This is a genomic window from Desulfacinum hydrothermale DSM 13146 (assembly GCF_900176285.1).
In the GTDB taxonomy this organism is placed as follows: Bacteria; Desulfobacterota; Syntrophobacteria; order Syntrophobacterales; family DSM-9756; genus Desulfacinum; species Desulfacinum hydrothermale.
The window spans coordinates 197,920-214,317 of record NZ_FWXF01000005.1; the positions used below are offsets into that span (position 1 = coordinate 197,920).

Consider the following 16,398-nt stretch of genomic DNA (forward strand, 5'->3'; position numbering starts at 1 on the left):
CATGCTCGCATACTATTTTTGGTAAAGCGAACGGCCTTCGGAAGATACCTGGTCCACAATGCCTACCACACTCAAGTCCACCGGAACCGGCTTTTCCAGGATCTTCCGGGCCGAGGAGCCCCGGGCCAGCAGGACCAGTTCGCCTTCTCCAGCCCCCAGAGTGTCCGCCGCCACTTGGCCGGAGTACAGGACGCGCCCCCGTCCATCCACCACATCCACCAAAAGAAGCGTCAAGTGCGGCATGGAGGCATCACGTACCGTGGACACCACCTGTCCCACCACCTTCCCCAATTCCATTTGTCAATCTCCACACATTCGGGTCCCGCACTCCCCAATCGGGGGCACACCGGGTCTTTCGACCTCCACAGAAGACAGTGGAGCTAAGGGCGCTGGATCGGAAAGACGGTTTCCAGGTCGGCGTGGGGACGAGGGATCACATGGGCCGCCACCACCTCACCCACGCGCTTGCCTGCAGCCACGCCGGCATCCACGGCAGCTTTGCAGGCGGCCACGTCGCCGCGAACCAGGGCGGTCACCAAACCGGCCCCGACCCGTTCGAACCCCACCAAGTCCACTCGAGCGGCCTTGGTCATCGCATCGGCCGCCTCAATGAGCGCTGTCATTCCCTTGGTTTCGATCATTCCCAATGCATCCATATGTCGACTCCCTTTCCGTGGAACACCTATTCGTTTTTCTTTGATTTTTCCTTCCCCGTTTTGGAAGGAGCCGTCGAACGCCTTTCCACGATACATGGCACCTGTTGGGACAGATAACCGTCCAGGCTATTGTCCGGGCGTGCGATCAGATTGGTGGCCACCACCTGACCCAGTGCGCCCCCTGCGGCTTTGCCCGCGTCCACGGCCGCCATGCACGAGGCCAGATCTCCCTCGCAGACGACGGAGATCAAACCCGCGTCCGCGTTGGCCACCATCCGGATGCTAACGGAAGCGGCCTTGCTCATGGCGTCCGCCACTTCCACCGCTGTCACCAGACCGATGGTTTCCACGAATCCCAGTGAATCCTTACCAGCCATCTTCTTCTCCTGTGGCACTAAGTCTTTACGTCCAGGGCTCATAGGATATGCTGAAAGACCTGCGGGTCCAGGCTGGGGATCACCGTGCGGCGCACCAGAAGACCGTTCCGAGCCACTTCCGCAGCCCCCGCATCCACCGACGCCTCCACAGCGGCCACCTCCCCGTGAACCAGCACGTAGGCTTTGCCTCCCAGCCCCATGGCCATGCGCACTTCCAAAAGATCAACGTCGGCGGCCTTGACGGCCTGATCCGCAGCCGCCACGGCGGAGGCTGCAGAGAAGGTCTCCAGAACCCCCAAGGCGCCTCGACCGTCTTGGAGTTCCACGGCGCAGGAGAGAGCGGCCACCACCGCCGGGTGAATTCGGGGGATGAGGAAATGGTCCACCACAGTATCCGCTCCCGCCTGAATACCGGCTTCCACAGAGGCCTGAACGGCCGCCACATCGCCGTGGATCGCGGCGACGAATTTGCCGGGGCAGATTGTCTTCATGAACAGGATCTGGACCGAAGCGGCTTTGACCATGTGGTCGGATGCGTCAATACCGGTGGCAATGCTGTTGAATTCCACCATGCCCACGGCTTGCAGTTCCTTCGTCATGATGCTTCTCCCGTGATGGTAACGGCGTCGTCCACGGCGGCCACCACCCCCGATATGGGGGCGTGTACACAGGCACCCAAAGCCCCTTGCGGCACGGCTCCCACGGGCTGCCCGGCGGTGACTCGATCGCCCGGCTTCACCATCGCCACGGCCGGAGCCCCGATGTGCTGATGCAGGAGCACCCGCACCTGGGCAGGCTTCACGTCGCCCAGGAATTTGGGATGCAGGTCCATGTACCGAGCGATATCCAATTTGATGGCCAGTCGGGACACCGGGATCTTGCGGTAGCCCCTCAGGGACGCTTGGGATCGCTTTACCTGCCTCGGCTCGGGGAAGCCCACACGGTTTTCCCGAAAACGCGCTTTGAGGGCTGCGTTCAAACGCCGCGGGGATAAATGCATGGGGCAGCTGAAGAGTTCGCACAGCCCGCATTCGCTGCATAGAAGGGCCTGAAGCGATCCCGGCATGGCCTCGGGACCTCCCCCGCCCAAAGCCCGCATCACTTTGTGGGTCTGAAAGTCGTGGCCGATGAGAAACCGCGGGCATAAATCCGTGCAATAGCGGCACTGGATGCACGCGGTGGCAGCACGTCGGACCATGACCTCCAATGACAAACTGGCCCTTTGGTGGAGATAATGGCCGCGAGGAATGAGGATCACTCCTCCAATGGTCTTGGTGATGACCGTAGATGCCGCTTGCCGAGGGTCGTCCACGACCCGTCCCATCATGGGCCCGCCCAGGATATAGACGGGATCTTCCACCGAGGCTCCACCGCAGGCCTGGACCAGATCCGCCAGGGACGTTCCCAATGGCACGTTCCAGATGGCCGGACGAGCCACCTCACCGGTGACGGTAACCAGGCGATGAGTCACGGGCTTACCATTCAGGGCGTCGGCCACGGAAACCAAAGTCCCCACATTGGCGACCAAGGCACCCACATCCTTGGGAAGACCCAGCGGAGGAACGGATCGACCGGTCACCTCGTAGATGAGGATCTGTTCATCCCCGGCCGGGTAGAAGTCATCCAGAAAGGCCAATTCCAGGTCCGTGCCCGCCACGGCCTGCTGGAGGCACGCCGCAACGCGCACGTATTTTCCTTTGATGGCGATCACGGCACGGCGGGCTCCGGTGGCCGCTTTGAGAACACTCAGGCCGCGCACCAAGTCTTGGGCCCGAGCCTCCATCAGATGCTTGTCCGAATGAAGCAGTGGCTCGCACTCGCACCCATTGGCGATCACCGTTTCCACTTCGACGTCGTACTTCACATGAGCCGGAAAGCCAGCACCGCCTTGACCGACAATACCAGCCGTGCGCACCCACTCCAGTAGTTGCGACTTGTTCATGCCGCCTCTCGATTTCAGCTCTTCCAAGACGCCGGGTCGGAAGTGCCTCCGGCCGGATTGAAATGCTACGCCAACCCCTCTTGGAGCGTCCTTGCCCAAGCAAGGGCCCCATCCCGCTCCTGGGCGCGTTCCCATCCGCACGATAGTGAGGTGCCATGGATTTTCAATCCGCCTGGCAGTCCCTTCGCCGGCGTTTACGATGCTCTCATTTCTTGGGAAGTTGGATGGGAAACACTTCGCCCAGATCACCGTGGGGCCGCGGAATGACATGGACCGCCACCACCTCCCCAACACGCTGAGCCGCGGCTGCTCCCGCGTCCGTGGCGGCCTTGCAGGCTGCCACGTCGCCGCGTACGATGGCCGTCACGAGTCCGGCTCCAATGGCCTTGTAGCCCACCAGTTTCACTCGAGCCGCCTTGACCATTGCATCCGCGGCCTCAATTAGGGCGGTGAGCCCCTTGGTTTCGATCATGCCCAAAGCATCCATGATCCGCCTCCTTAAGATAGGTTATGGGATGTTCACTCATGGGTGTACACGCCTACGCGGCGTGCTTGGTCACCATCGCCCCCCGTTCTAAACAAAGGGCGATGAGGGCCAATTGGTAAATGTCTTCCGCGCTGCAACCCCGGGAAAGGTCATGCCAGCCGCCTTGAAAGCCTTGCAGAAAGGGACCTAAAGCCCGGTACCCCCCCAGGCGCTGTACCAATTTGTAGCCGATGTTACCCGCTTCCAAGGAAGGGAAGATGAGCACGTTGGCGCGCCCTTGAAGTGGGCTGCCCGGAGCCTTAAGGGCGGCAACGTCGGGAACCAACGCCGCATCGAACTGAAGTTCTCCGTCCGCTAGAAGGTCCGGAGCCCGCTGCTGAAGAAGCCGGGTGGCGTCGGCGACCAATTGGGCCCGGGAGTGGTTGGCGCTTCCCTTGGTGGAAAAGGACAGAAGCGCGACGCGCGGTTCTTCTTTGAGCAGCCGTCTGGCCTGCTCGGCTGAGGTCATGGCGATGTCGGCCAGGACAGGAGCCGTGGGTTCCGGAACCACCGCACAGTCCGAGAAAATGAACCGGCGCTCACCGTCGGGCGAGATCATGAGAAAGAAGCTCGACACCGCCTGGATGCCCGGTTTCCTTTCCAGGACAGCCAATCCGGCCCGCAGCACATCGGCAGTGGCAGACAGATTGCCCGCCAAGCCCACGTGCACCTCCCGTCGCCGCACCAACATGGCGGCGGCGGCCAAGGGACACCGCATGGCCTTGACGGCCTGCTCTTCCGTGACGTCTTTTCCCTTGGCCTGACGTATCTTCAGGAAGTCTTCCACGTTTCGGGCAAATAAGGCCGGGCTGGTAGGGTCCACTACGGCGAAGGCCGTTCGGAAAAAGCCTTCCGCACGCATCTTGGCACGCAGGGCAAAAGGAGACTGAACCAGCACCGGGCGCGCCAGTCCCTCCGCTTGAAGTCTTGAAGCGGCTTCCCAGACCCGGGGATCCAAAGAGTCCGCCAAGGCCACCAAGCCGGGATTACGCATGCACTGTTGGCGGTATTCGTCGACGATAGCGGAGCGAAACACGCTGGAAAGTCCGGAGGAAGATGTCATGGCGTCCGGCATTCCCTTCTTAGAGTGCGTTGATGCAGGCCAGCCGGACGCGGGATGGTGTGCTGTAGAGGACCTTCACGCCTTCCGCAAGATAGAGCATGTCCCCCGGCCTGCCCGTGTAAGTCCGCCCTCCCACGGTGAGGTGAAGTTCTCCTTCCAGAACCACCTGGATTTCCGGGGCCTCCACCGTTCGGCGAAAGGAGGCCTGTTCCCAGGCCATGTAGGCACCCGCCAGCTTTTGCTCCCCACCGCCCAAGGCGCCTGTGACCAGGACCTTTTCCCCGATGGCCGGGGCCTCGGCCTCATGGGCCAAGACCTGGGATGCTTCCACAAAGACCACACTGTCGGTTCGGGCATCCTGTTGGGGCGATGGGGATGAATCGGCACCCTCTCTCTGCGAGATGACAAGTCGAGTCACCACCTCTTTGAGTCGTTCCGGGTCCACAACCCCTTCCATGCGTCCACACACCCTTCGGATCACCTCTTCCACTACCTGACGTTCTTCCCAAGGGCCGTCGGGCGGGGGAGCGTTTTCGGCCACAACGTGTGGGCAAGCCGGGGGCTTCATTTCGGAGGAGTCTTCTTCCAGGATGACGATTTCAAGCATTTCCGCCAGTTCCAGGGCGGCGGGTGTGACAATGAATCGATCCCGCGGTGCGACAATCTGCGTCTTTCCGGCATCCCAAGCCGCCTGGACGTCCGAGGCGGTCACCAGCTCCTTGCCCATCCATGTCCTCCCCACACTGATACCAGTTCCGAAACGGGTCACCTGAGACCCGCGCGCTTTTCTATTCCTCCAGTAGGCATGACTCCGGTAGGCATCCCTGCTCGAGACATCCAACCGGCGCCTTAGGCGCACCTGGCCTAAGCAAATGGCGGGCCAAAACTCGACTAGACGGCGTCTTTCAAGGACGCATCGGCCTTGGCCCGCTGGCATGGGCGCACGGAATGGGAAGGTGCCCAACGCAAGGCAAGGGCCGCGCGGAGCCGCCAAGCCAGGTCCGATTTGTGGTGGGAACGGCTCTTCCAGGAAGGCTCACCGGGGATGGCGGGCCCGTTGGGGCACACGGACAGGCAAGGGCTGACCATGTGCGTTTGATTGGCCGTTGCAGGCATGCAATCGCCAACAGAATCGCTGGTTTGTGCTTGTGCACACAGACACATATCGCAGAAGCCATTTCCGGAGCTGTGTCGTGGCAGGAGGACGTTGCATTTTCGCATCCTTCATCGCCAGTCCCGTTGCAGCCCCGCACCCGGTGCAGTGTCCCACGGCGGCAAGCCACCCTCCCAGGGCCGAACAGGAGATCTTGGCAAAGGCTCCCATCCTCGGACTCCCCCATTTGAGGAAGAGTCCGGTGTCGGCCTGCAGCCTGAGAAAAAACATTTCCACATCCTGCAAAATCCGAAAGGAGCTTGCCTGCCATCTCCAACCCCCTGGATGCCTCCCACGCCCTTAAAAAAAGGCCCCTTCTCCCCCTCAGATCTGCTATGGTCCCGCCCTCTTGTTCGGACGTCCCGGACATACTGGCACGGGTATTGCTCTTCCCAAAAGCCCTGTGCGGCGAAGACGCGTGCAGGATGCTGGCTGAAATGGCGCCAATTTGAAGGGTCCACCCAGCCAGCTGGATAGAAAAGTTGGCCGAAGTGAGTTTCAAAATTTGGAATCTGTGAAAAGGTTGAGAGGAGGATGTCTAATGTTTAGGCGTGCAGTGACTTTGGCAAGCTGTCTTTTGATTCTCATTGGATGCAGCGTAGCGACTGCGGCTCAATACGAGCTCAAGATCCAGACCGCAGTCCCCAGCTCCAGCATGTACTTCAAGACCATGGAGCGCCTGGGCCAGCGTATTGAGCGACTTTCCGGCGGAGAGATCAAGGTGGAGGTCTTCGCCGACGGCGCCATCGTGAAGGCCTTCGAAATCCTGGATGCGGTGAGTGACGGCATTGTCAATGGCGGCCAGGCCTGGACCCACTACTGGTCTGGCAAAAACCCCGCAGGTCTTCTTTTTGCCGCCCCCACGGCCGGGTTGGGCAAGGGCCTGGACCAGACGGCTCTCCTTTCCTGGGCCTGGGAAGGTGACGGCCATAAGCTGTTGAACGAGTATTACCAGAAAGTCCTGGGTGCCGACATCGTGGCTTGGTTGTGCATGCCCATGGGACCGGAGCCCTTCGGCTGGTTTCCCAAGAAGTTCCAATCCATGGAAGAACTGACCAAGATGAAGTTCCGCTCCCCTCCGGGAATTCCCTCCGAGACTTTCCGCGAGATCGGCATGCCCGTCGTGTCCATGCCCGGTAGCGAGATCGTGCCCGCCGCCCAGCGCGGGGTGATCGATGCAGCCGAGTGGATCAGCCCCGGCGACGACCTTTATCTCGGCTTGGCGGACGTATGGAAGCACTACTACATCCAGGGTCTGCACCAGGTGGATTCCATCGGCGATGTATACATCAACAAGGAATGGTACGAGAGCCTTCCCGAGCGCCTCCAGGTAGTCATCCAGGAATCCATCAAGGCTGCTGTGGCGGATCAGATCAATATGAACGTGAGCGTGAACAGTGCGGCCATCAAAAAGCTGGTGGATGAGAAGGGCGTACAACTCCATGAAACGCCGGAGGACTACTACAAGGCTTATATGAAGGCCACCACCAAGATTTTGGACAAGTACTCCGCAAAATATCCTTTCTTCCAAAAGGTTCGCGCCTCCCTGGAAGATTGGGCCGAGTTGACAGTGCCCTACCAGGTACAGGTGAACGGAGCCTACTACAAGATGGGCAAGACAGCCATGGAGGCCGGTGCCGTCAAGTAGGGCGCACCACGGGCGTCGGATGAAGTGGAAACGGGGTGGGGCATGCCCCCACCCCCGGGACCGCAAAACATTAACAGCAAGAAGGTGATCACGTGTCTCACACATCGACCACAACCCTGAGGGGCCCCGCCCCTGCGGCCCAGCGCCTGGTGGACATCCTGGACCGCATCAGCGTGGCCTCTGGCAAGGCAGCCTCAACCCTTGTAGTGCCCATGATGTGCATCTTGGTCTACGAGGTGATTTCCAGGTACTTTTTCAATGCGCCTACCATTTGGGCGGGTGACCTGGCACTCATCCTCTACGGGATCTACTTCATGGTTGCCTCTCCCTACTGCCTCAAGGACGGCATGCACATCCGGACCGATTTTCTCTACAACCGCTGGTCCACGAAGACCAAGGGCCTGGTGGACACCGTCATCTATGTCTTCCTCTATCTGCCCACCCACGTGTTGTTCCTGGAGATCGGCTGGAAGTACTTTTACAAATCTTTCAGGCAGAACGAATCCATCGTCTCCAGCCCTTGGATGCCCATCATCTGGCCCCTGAAGTTCGCCATTCCTTTGAGCGTCTTCCTGATGATCCTGCAGGGCCTGTCGGAAACCATCAAGAGCTACTACGCATGGCGTCACGGCGTCTTCTACTGGGAAAATGACCCGCACGGCGAAACACCGTCTGATGAAGGCGCCACCTGTGAAGCGCAGATTTAGGGAGAATCACCCATGGAAATGACCTTCAACGAAATGCTGGGGATGCTATCCCTGGTGGGACTTTTGCTCGCGTTTGTCAGCGGATTTCCCATCTCCTTTACCATGATGTTCATCGGCTTGGCCTTCGGATATCTGGGAATCGGCAAGCTGGTGTTTTATCTCATGAATATTCAGTTCTATCAGGTCATGAGCGACCCGGTGCTGGGCGCCATCCCCTTCTTTCTCTTCATGGGCTACATCCTGGAGAGCGCCGGCCTGATGGACAACCTCTTTTATTCCATTCAAAAGCTGCTGGCCCCTGTGCCGGGGTCCCTCTACTTGGCCATCATCACCACGGCCACTATCTTCGCTGCGGCCACCGGCATCGTGGGCTCTTCCATCACGTTGCTGTGCATGATGGCCGGACCGGCCATTGCTCGAAGCCGCTATGACATCCGCATGGGAGCGGGGGCCATGGCGGCGGGGGGCACCCTGGGCATTCTCATTCCCCCGTCCATTATGCTGGTGGTCATGGGGCCGCTGATGGGCGTCCCTGTTACGGACCTCTTTGCCGGTGCCGTCATCCCGGGGATCTTGCTGTCGGGCATCTATGTGCTCTACTCCCTCATCCGGTGTTTTTTCTGGCCCGAATACGGCCCGCCGCTGGACAAGGAGCTGCGGGCGGAATCTATCCCCGCCCTGATCGTGGACCTGTTGAAGGGCGTGGTACCGCTCATTCTACTTATCGGAGCCACTCTGGGAAGCATTCTGGCTGGCCTGGCCACCCCCACTGAAGCATCGGCTTGTGGCGCGTTGGGCGCTCTTCTGCTGGTGGTCTGCTACGGCAAATTCCGCTGGCAAAACCTGAAAAAGGCCATGTATTCCACGGCCAAACTGTCGGCCATGATCCTGATCATGATCGCCGCCTCCAACTTCTACGGTTCGGTCTTTTCCCGGCTCGGAGGGGCGGGTTGGCTCTCCAACCAACTGGTCAGCATGAGCCTGCCGCCCATGGGAATGGTTATCCTGATTATGTGTTTGGTCTTCCTGCTGGGGTGGGCCATGGAATGGGTGCCCATCGTGCTCATCGTTTTGCCCATCATGATGCCCACCGTGAAGGCCCTGGGCATCGACCCCCTCTGGTTTGCCATCGTTTATGCCGTGACCCTGCAGACGTCGTGGCTAACCCCTCCGGTGGCGCTCAGCTGCTATTTCATCAAGGGCTGTCTGCCCCAATGGCAGCTATCGGATATCTATCGCGGCATGTTCCAATACATTGCCTGTCAGGCGGTGGGGATCGCTCTGATCCTCATGTTCCCGAGCATCGTCACCTGGCTTCCCAGCATCATCGGCAAGTAGGACCACGGCGGACCACGCTCTGGAACCGTTTAGACACAACGCCTGATGCTGCATCACTAAATCGAAAGAACAGGTGAGGCGGACCTGCCCGGCAGGGACCCAAACGCCAAAGGCGAGAACTTGGAGTCCCAACACTCCTGGTGCGCCCAAACTACACGCCGAAGGGGACATGACAGGAAAAGACCGCACAGATGGGAGCAAAGCAACCCTGTGAGTCATCTCCGCCGACTGGGTGTCCCAAAAGCCATGAGATCGCATTGAACCTGATCCACGAAAGGAGCCTACCATGTTCGAATGTTGCCTATCGCCCCAAGAACAGTTCATTCAGGACCAATTGGACGGCAAGGAAAACCATCTTCGCAATCAGAGCGCCCATGCCCGGGCCTATCGAATTCTGGACCGCATCAGCGGCCTGACCCCCAAGGTGGACGTGCAGCGCGGTCGACTCTTCACGGAGTCCATGCGCGAAACCGAAGGACAGCCCCTGGTGCTGCGCTGGGCCAAAGCCCTGATGCACGTCGCCAAGAACATTGAGGTCTACATCGATGAGGATCAGCTGCTGGCTGGCCGGGCGGGCGCCCAAGGGCGCTATGGAATCCTCTATCCAGAGCTGGACGGGGATTTCCTGGATGTGGCCATTGAGCAGTTGTCCCAGCGGGAAGTATCCCCGTTCATCGTGGATCCCGAAGATGCCCGGATCATCGTGGAGGAGATCGCCCCGTATTGGAAAGGCAAGACCTACCACGAAGCCCTGGCCAAGGCACTTCCCGAAGAGACGCTTCCTCTGACCTACAAGCCGGAAAACGTCCTGGAATCACGCTACATCGTCAATGAAACATCCTCGTTTCGTTCTTCCCTTCAGTGGGTCCACGATTACGAGAAGGTGCTTAAGCGCGGCTTTGGAGGGATTAAGAAAGAGGCACAGGAAAAGCTGGCGGCTCTGGATCCGTTCAGCCCCAACGACAACGTTCAAAAGAAGCCTTTCCTGGAAGCCATAATCCTGGTGTGCGACGCTATCATCCTGTGGGCCAATCGCCACGCTGAGGAGGCGGCCCGGATGGCCCTGAGTGAAACCGACCCCACGAGGAAAAGCGAGTTGGAACAGATCGCCCAGATCTGCCGCCACGTCCCCGAGCATCCAGCTCGCAATTTCCGGGAAGCCATGCAGTCCCAGTGGTTCACCCAGATGTTCAGCCGCTTGGAACAAAAGACCGGCACCATCATCTCCAACGGCCGCATGGATCAATACCTGTACCCCTACTACAAGGCCGACGTGGAAGCCGGGGTGTTGGACGAAGAACAGGCCATTGAACTATTCGAATGCATGTGGGTTGGCATGGCCCAGTTTATCGACCTTTACCTTTCGCCCACCGGCGGCGCCTTCAACGAAGGCTATGCGCACTGGGAAGCGGTCACCATCGGCGGCCAAACACCGGACGGTCGGGACGCCACCAACGACCTGACCTACCTGCTCCTCCGCTCCAAGAGGGAGTTCCCACTGCACTACCCGGATCTGGCGGCCCGGATTCACGCCCGATCCCCCAAGAGGTACCTCTGGGAAGTGGCGGAAACCATCAAACAAGGATCCGGATTCCCCAAGCTCATCAACGACGAAGAAGTGATCCCCCTTCACCTGTCCAAAGGGGCTACCTTCGACGAGATCTACGATTACGCCGTGAGCGGCTGCGCCGAGATTCGTATGCCCAACCGCGACACGTACACCAGCGGCTGCGCCTACATCAACTATGCCGCCGCCTTGGAAATGGCCCTCTACGGCGGACGCATGCTTAAGTACGGCGACGAAGTGATCGGGCTGCCCACTGCCGAACCCACACGATTCGCCACCTGGGATGAGTTCTGGGAGGCCTATCTGGCCCAGCAGATCAACCTGATTAAGCACGCCTTCGTTCAGCAAAAGATCATCATTGATCTGCGGTCCCGCCATTTCGCCACCCCGCTGGGATCCGCCTTGCACGACCTGTGCATGGAACATTGCACCGACCTGCATCAGCCCAAGATCGAAGGCGGGATCGACCTGGGCTATTTCGAATGCATCGGGTACGGCACGGTGGTCGATTCGCTGGCGACCATCAAGAAGCTGGTCTTTGAAGAAAAGAAGGTGGGCATGTCGGAGCTTCTGGAAGCCCTTCGCACCAATTTCCAGGGGCGCGAAGACCTGCGGGCCATGCTTCGCAATTGTCCCAGCTACGGAAATAACGACCCCTACGCTGATGAAATCGCCAAGGAGATTGACCGGCAGTCGGTGGAGTTTACCAAGAAGTACGCCAAGGAAGTGGGCGTGCATCTGGACCTTCGCTATGTGCCGTTCACCAGCCACGTTCCCTTCGGCAAGGTCGTGAGCGCCACGCCCAATGGCCGGTTGGCCTACACGCCGCTGAGCGACGGCTCCTCCGCCTCCCAGGGAGCGGACGTGAACGGTCCTACGGCCATTCTCATGTCCAACTTCATGTCCAAGAACTACGACTACCGGGAAAGGGCGGCTCGCCTCCTCAACATCAAGTTCACTCCCGGCTGTGTGGCGGATGACGAGGGGACCGAGAAGCTCGTCTCCTTCATTAAGACCTGGTGTGACCTGCGCCTGTGGCACATCCAGTTCAACATCATCAACAAGGAAACCCTGCTGGCAGCCCAGAAGAATCCGGAACGCTATCGAAACCTGATCGTTCGGATCGCCGGCTACAGTGCCTACTTCTGCGATCTTTCCAAGGATCTTCAGGACGATCTCATCGCCCGAACAGGTCATTCGCAGGTCTAAGAGGCGTCTCCCGAGGCCCGGGGCCCGCCAAGGGGCCCCGGGCCTTCCACGAGCTCGATGCGACGAAGGGAAAGAAGGTGAGTGTGCAAACGGATCGAAAGACCCAGGGCATCCTTTTCAACGTCCAGAAATACTCGGTCCACGATGGTCCGGGAATCCGCACCATCCTGTTTCTGAAAGGCTGCAGCCTGAGGTGTCGGTGGTGCAGCAACCCGGAATCCCAACGACTCGAGCCGGAACTGGCTTTCAATCGGGACAAATGCCTGGGTGAAGACCACTGCCAGCGGTGTCACTCTGTGTGCCCCAATCAGGCCCTGGGCGTGGCCCAGGACGGAAAGATGCATTGGATTGCAGACAATTGTAGACAATGTCATGCCTGCGCCCAAGTCTGCCCCAACAAGGCCCTGATCGTATACGGATACAAAGCGACCGTCGAGCAGGCACTCCGATGGGTTGAAGAGGACGAGGCCTTCTATTCGCGATCCGGCGGGGGAGTGACCCTGAGTGGCGGAGAACCTTTGGTGCAGTCGGACTTCGCGTTGGCGCTGCTCCGGGAGTCCAAGCGCCGACGCATCCATACCTGTATCGAAACATGCGGGATGGTTCCCTGGCACGTGATTCGGGAGGCTGCCCAACACCTGGATCATGTCCTTTACGACGTGAAACTTGCCGATTCGGAAAAGCACCGCGCGGCAACCGGAGCAGGCAACGAGGTGATCCTGGACAACCTGAGGCGATTGAAAAGAGAGTATCCCAATCTCCCCATCACCGTGCGCACTCCCGTCATCCCGGGTATCAACGATACCCCGGAAGATATCCGATCCATCGCTCAAATCGTCAAGGACCTTGGCGGGACGCGCTACGAACTCCTGGGCTACCACCGCATGGGAACACCCAAATATGTGTACCTGGGACGTTCCTATGGCGTGACAGAACAGAACCTGCCCGAAGAACGCCTGGGACAATTGCGGGCCTTGGCCAGACAGGTCTTGACCGGGGCTGAAGAGACGGCCCAAGGAGTGTGCGCCGGGGCCTAGGGCCTGCCCCACAAGGGCTGTTCGCCTTATTGTGGCTTTCTGACCAGTTGCAGTTTCACCGGCCCCGTAAAGCTCTTTGAATTCTCAGACAGCCAGTAGGGGCGGGTTCGGAAGTCGCCCCTACTGCGGCACGGCTAGGCCGCCGGCGCAAGTCCGCTTGGTGGTCTCAACCTTCCGCCTGCGTAAGAAAGGAGCCACCTGGGCGCTCTCGGACAATCTCCCTGATGCGGGAGAGAAGGCAGGTTTATGGAAATCTTTGTGAAGGCATGGGACGGGGGAAACCGCTCCCCGAGACATTGAAACAAATCGGCAACAAAGGACGCAAGATGAAGGTCATCGATTTTCGATTTCGCCCCAACACGCCCGAAACCCTGACGGGCATTCAGAACAGCGCCATGTTCAAGGAGCTGTGCCAATACATTAACTTCCCTCAAATGAAGCCCCAGTCCGTGCCGGAAGCGGTGGCTGATCTGGATGCCCACGATGTGGAATGGGCGGTGATCACCGGCAGGGACTGCGAGACCACCTACGGGGGAAAGTCCAACAATGATAGCGTGGTGGAATTCGTTCGCCAATTTCCAAACAAGTTTATCGGGTTTGTGGGGCTGGATCCCCACAAAGGGATGGCAGCCGTGCGCGAACTGTCTCACGCGGTGGAGCGCCTGGGGCTTCGCGGCGCCGCCATCGATCCCTATCTGGCCAAGATCTATCCGCACGATGCCAAGTATTACCCCATCTACAGCAAATGCTGCGAACTGGACGTCCCCATCATCCTGACCACAGGACCGGCGACCTTGGTCCCCAACGCTATCATCGACCACGTGGCGCCTCGCTACATCGACATCGTGGCACGCGACTTCCCGGAACTGAAGATCATCATCAGCCATGGGGGTTATCCATGGGTCAATGAGGCCATTATCGTGGCCGAAAGGCACCGCAATGTCTATATCGACCTATCCGAATACGAACGATCCCCCCAGGCGGAGGCCTACGTGCAGGCGGCCAACACCATGATCGGGGACAAGATCCTGTACGCCAGTGCGCACCCCTTCGTGGATTTTCGGCAAGCCCTCAAGACCTACGAGTCTTTGCAGTTCACCCCAGAGGTTCGCCGGAAGATCATGTATGAAAACGCCGCCAAGCTGTTGGGACTCAGCACGGAACGTTCCTCAGCGGGCGTAGATCCGTCGCAGGTCCAGGACATGGTCGGTGAGATCGTCAAAGAGGTCATGCATCGCCTGGGTCGGTTCTAAGCATTTTGGCAGCCCGGAAATGTCTTTCCCATGGAGCTGATTGAGCGGCACGATGCGGATCGAGGCCAAGGCCGCTCCTACTGGAACCAAAAGTACTGTTCTTTAGGATGAACCCAAAGGAAGGCTCGGCCCATGCCCTTAGGGACTAGGAGATACCATGTGGAGCAGGCCCCTAGCTGTGGCAGCAGGCCGAAAGGGCCCGTCACCCGCCTGGGGACAGCGTCTACCCGTCGTGGTTTCTCCGGGTCTTTCGAAAAATGGTCGTGCGGTTGATCTGAAGCGCCTCGGCGGCCTTGGAAACCGACCCGTAAAGCGTCAGGGCTTCCTCGATGACGGCCCGCTCCAGCCGCCGCATGATCTCCTTGAGGGGCCTGGAGCCGATTTCCGAAAGGAAGTCACCGGAGGAGAAGGCGACGCATCCCTGGTCGCCTCCCACCTCGGTCGGCAGATCGGCACAGCAAATCAAGGGCTTTTTTGATGCGAGCACCAGCCCGTGGATCATGTTTTCCAGCTCCCGGATGTTTCCCGGCCAGCTGTATTTGAACAGAGCGTTTTCAGCCTTGCCGGTCAGCCGGAGCTGCTTGCCGTACTTGGCGTTGAACCGATGGAGAAAAACTTTGACCAGGGACAGAATGTCGTCCTTTCTTTCTCGCAGCGGCAACACATGCAACACGACCACCTTCAACCGGTAATAGAGGTCGCTCCGAAAGGTACCCTCGGCCACGCTCTTTTCCAAGTCCCGATTGGTTGCGGCCAAGATGCGCACATCGATGGGAATGGCCTTGGTGGAGCCGACGCGCATGATCTCCTGATCCTGGAGGACCCGGAGCAACTTGCTCTGCAGATGGGGACTCAGTTCCCCAATCTCGTCCAAGAAGATGGTGCCTCCGTTGGCGTCCTCGAAAAGACCCCGCTTGCCCTTGGCCTTGGCTCCGGAGAAGGCTCCCGATTCGTAGCCGAACAGCTCCGATTCCACCAGGGATTCAGGGATGGTGGTACAGTCCACCTTGATGAAGGGCTTTGTCGATCGATGGCTTTTCCGGTGGAGCCTGCGCGCAACGATGTCCTTGCCCACGCCAGTCTCTCCCAGGATGAGCACCGAGGCCTCGGTGGGCGCGATGCTGTCCAGCTGGTGGAGCATTTCCAGGGACTCCCGGCTGACCGCTACCATGCCCTCATCCAGAAAAACCTCCTCGGGATTCAGACTGGAAACCTGCCTCTGATATTGCTGGATGAGGCTTTTCTGGGCGGCGATCTCCTCCTTCATCCTGTGGAAGGTGGTGATGTCTCGAACGAAGGTGACCACCAATTCCACTTGCCCGTTGTCGTCGAAGACCGGATGCCCCTGCAGGACAACGCTTCGCCCGTTGATATTCTGGACCCGGGTGACCTTTTTGCCGGTGCGCACCACATCCGGGTTCACGATGGCATCGAAGACGCCCATCTCCAGTAGGTCCGTAACCCGGCGCCCCAGTACCCGCTCCGAAGACACGCCGGTCAGGCGCCGCCACGAATCGTTGACATAGAGGGTGATCCCTTCGCAGGTGGAGATGTAGACACCATCTTTTAAGAGGTTGAGAATAGCCTTAATCCGTGAAATTGCACCTATGCATAAGACTATCTTGTGGCGGATATCCCATTGAATTTACATCTCATTTATGCTATAGGACCTCCTGTCACATTTTCACCCGGCAGGTGCACTCATGAAGAAAATTGAGATCGAACAATCTTCGAAGGCCTTCTAAAGCGGACACGCAGGCTTGGCCCTTGTGGGGAATCTGATCAACGGGTACACGAGCCTGTGCGAGCAGTTGGAAAAGCAAGTTCCAGGGCGACCAATGATCTCGCACGCAGATGTGGTCAAGACCTACTTGGGGCTTCTGTGCCTGGGTAAGAGTGACTTTGAAGCCGCTGCGGGCGTT

General features: G+C 59.2%; 15 protein-coding genes. 6 read left to right on the forward strand and 9 right to left on the reverse strand.

Annotated features, from left to right (window positions below):
• Positions 1–12: 12 nt before the first annotated feature.
• The 8 genes from B9A12_RS06695 to B9A12_RS06730 all read right to left on the reverse strand — a co-directional run bounded on the left by B9A12_RS06695 (position 13) and on the right by B9A12_RS06730 (position 5,291).
• Positions 13–297 (reverse strand): EutN/CcmL family microcompartment protein, encoded by a 285-nt coding sequence (locus B9A12_RS06695; RefSeq protein WP_084057108.1) that lies wholly within the window; start codon positions 295–297, stop codon positions 13–15.
• 83 nt (positions 298–380) lie between these two features.
• Complete coding sequence (eutM, locus tag B9A12_RS06700) at positions 381–656, reverse strand: ethanolamine utilization microcompartment protein EutM (RefSeq protein ID WP_084057109.1); 276 nt, start codon at positions 654–656, stop codon at positions 381–383.
• 26 nt (positions 657–682) lie between these two features.
• The gene (locus B9A12_RS06705; RefSeq protein WP_084057110.1) at positions 683–1,033 is read right to left on the reverse strand and encodes a BMC domain-containing protein; all 351 of its coding nucleotides are present in this window, start codon (positions 1,031–1,033) and stop codon (positions 683–685) included.
• 38 nt (positions 1,034–1,071) lie between these two features.
• The gene (locus B9A12_RS06710; protein WP_084057111.1) at positions 1,072–1,632 is read right to left on the reverse strand and encodes a BMC domain-containing protein; all 561 of its coding nucleotides are present in this window, start codon (positions 1,630–1,632) and stop codon (positions 1,072–1,074) included.
• Entirely contained in the window at positions 1,629–2,975 is a 1,347-nt protein-coding gene (locus B9A12_RS06715) for a 4Fe-4S dicluster domain-containing protein (RefSeq protein WP_084057112.1), read from the reverse strand. The genes B9A12_RS06710 and B9A12_RS06715 overlap by 4 nt, the downstream gene beginning before the upstream one ends.
• A 205-nt stretch (positions 2,976–3,180) precedes the next feature.
• A complete protein-coding gene (gene eutM, locus B9A12_RS06720; RefSeq protein WP_084057113.1) occupies positions 3,181–3,462 on the reverse strand; it encodes an ethanolamine utilization microcompartment protein EutM in 282 nt (93 codons plus the stop codon).
• A gap of 52 nt (positions 3,463–3,514) precedes the next feature.
• Entirely contained in the window at positions 3,515–4,564 is a 1,050-nt protein-coding gene (locus B9A12_RS06725; RefSeq protein WP_084057134.1) for a phosphate acetyltransferase, read from the reverse strand.
• Positions 4,565–4,583: 19 nt separating this feature from the next.
• Positions 4,584–5,291: a cupin domain-containing protein gene (locus B9A12_RS06730; protein WP_170920404.1), complete on the reverse strand. Its 708-nt coding sequence runs from the start codon at positions 5,289–5,291 to the stop codon at positions 4,584–4,586.
• Between the two features lie 967 nt (positions 5,292–6,258).
• Here B9A12_RS06730 and B9A12_RS06735 point away from each other — a divergent pair.
• The 6 genes from B9A12_RS06735 to B9A12_RS06760 all read left to right on the forward strand — a co-directional run bounded on the left by B9A12_RS06735 (position 6,259) and on the right by B9A12_RS06760 (position 14,476).
• Positions 6,259–7,365 (forward strand): TRAP transporter substrate-binding protein, encoded by a 1,107-nt coding sequence (locus tag B9A12_RS06735; RefSeq protein WP_084057115.1) that lies wholly within the window; start codon positions 6,259–6,261, stop codon positions 7,363–7,365.
• Positions 7,366–7,457: 92 nt separating this feature from the next.
• A complete protein-coding gene (locus tag B9A12_RS06740) occupies positions 7,458–8,072 on the forward strand; it encodes a TRAP transporter small permease subunit (protein ID WP_084057116.1) in 615 nt (204 codons plus the stop codon).
• A gap of 12 nt (positions 8,073–8,084) precedes the next feature.
• Positions 8,085–9,410, forward strand: a complete 1,326-nt coding sequence (locus tag B9A12_RS06745; RefSeq protein WP_084057117.1) for a TRAP transporter large permease — start codon at positions 8,085–8,087, stop codon at positions 9,408–9,410.
• A gap of 286 nt (positions 9,411–9,696) precedes the next feature.
• Complete coding sequence (hpsG, locus tag B9A12_RS06750; RefSeq protein WP_084057118.1) at positions 9,697–12,186, forward strand: (2S)-3-sulfopropanediol dehydratase; 2,490 nt, start codon at positions 9,697–9,699, stop codon at positions 12,184–12,186.
• A gap of 77 nt (positions 12,187–12,263) precedes the next feature.
• Positions 12,264–13,223 (forward strand): (2S)-3-sulfopropanediol dehydratase activating enzyme, encoded by a 960-nt coding sequence (gene hpsH / locus B9A12_RS06755; protein WP_084057119.1) that lies wholly within the window; start codon positions 12,264–12,266, stop codon positions 13,221–13,223.
• A gap of 326 nt (positions 13,224–13,549) precedes the next feature.
• On the forward strand, positions 13,550–14,476 hold the full coding sequence (locus tag B9A12_RS06760) for an amidohydrolase family protein (protein ID WP_084057135.1): 927 nt from the start codon (positions 13,550–13,552) through the stop codon (positions 14,474–14,476).
• Between the two features lie 223 nt (positions 14,477–14,699).
• On the opposite strand, the gene B9A12_RS06765 is transcribed toward B9A12_RS06760, so the two are convergent.
• The gene (locus B9A12_RS06765) at positions 14,700–16,121 is read right to left on the reverse strand and encodes a sigma-54 interaction domain-containing protein (protein ID WP_342752485.1); all 1,422 of its coding nucleotides are present in this window, start codon (positions 16,119–16,121) and stop codon (positions 14,700–14,702) included.
• Between the last annotated feature and the right edge of the window lie 277 nt (positions 16,122–16,398).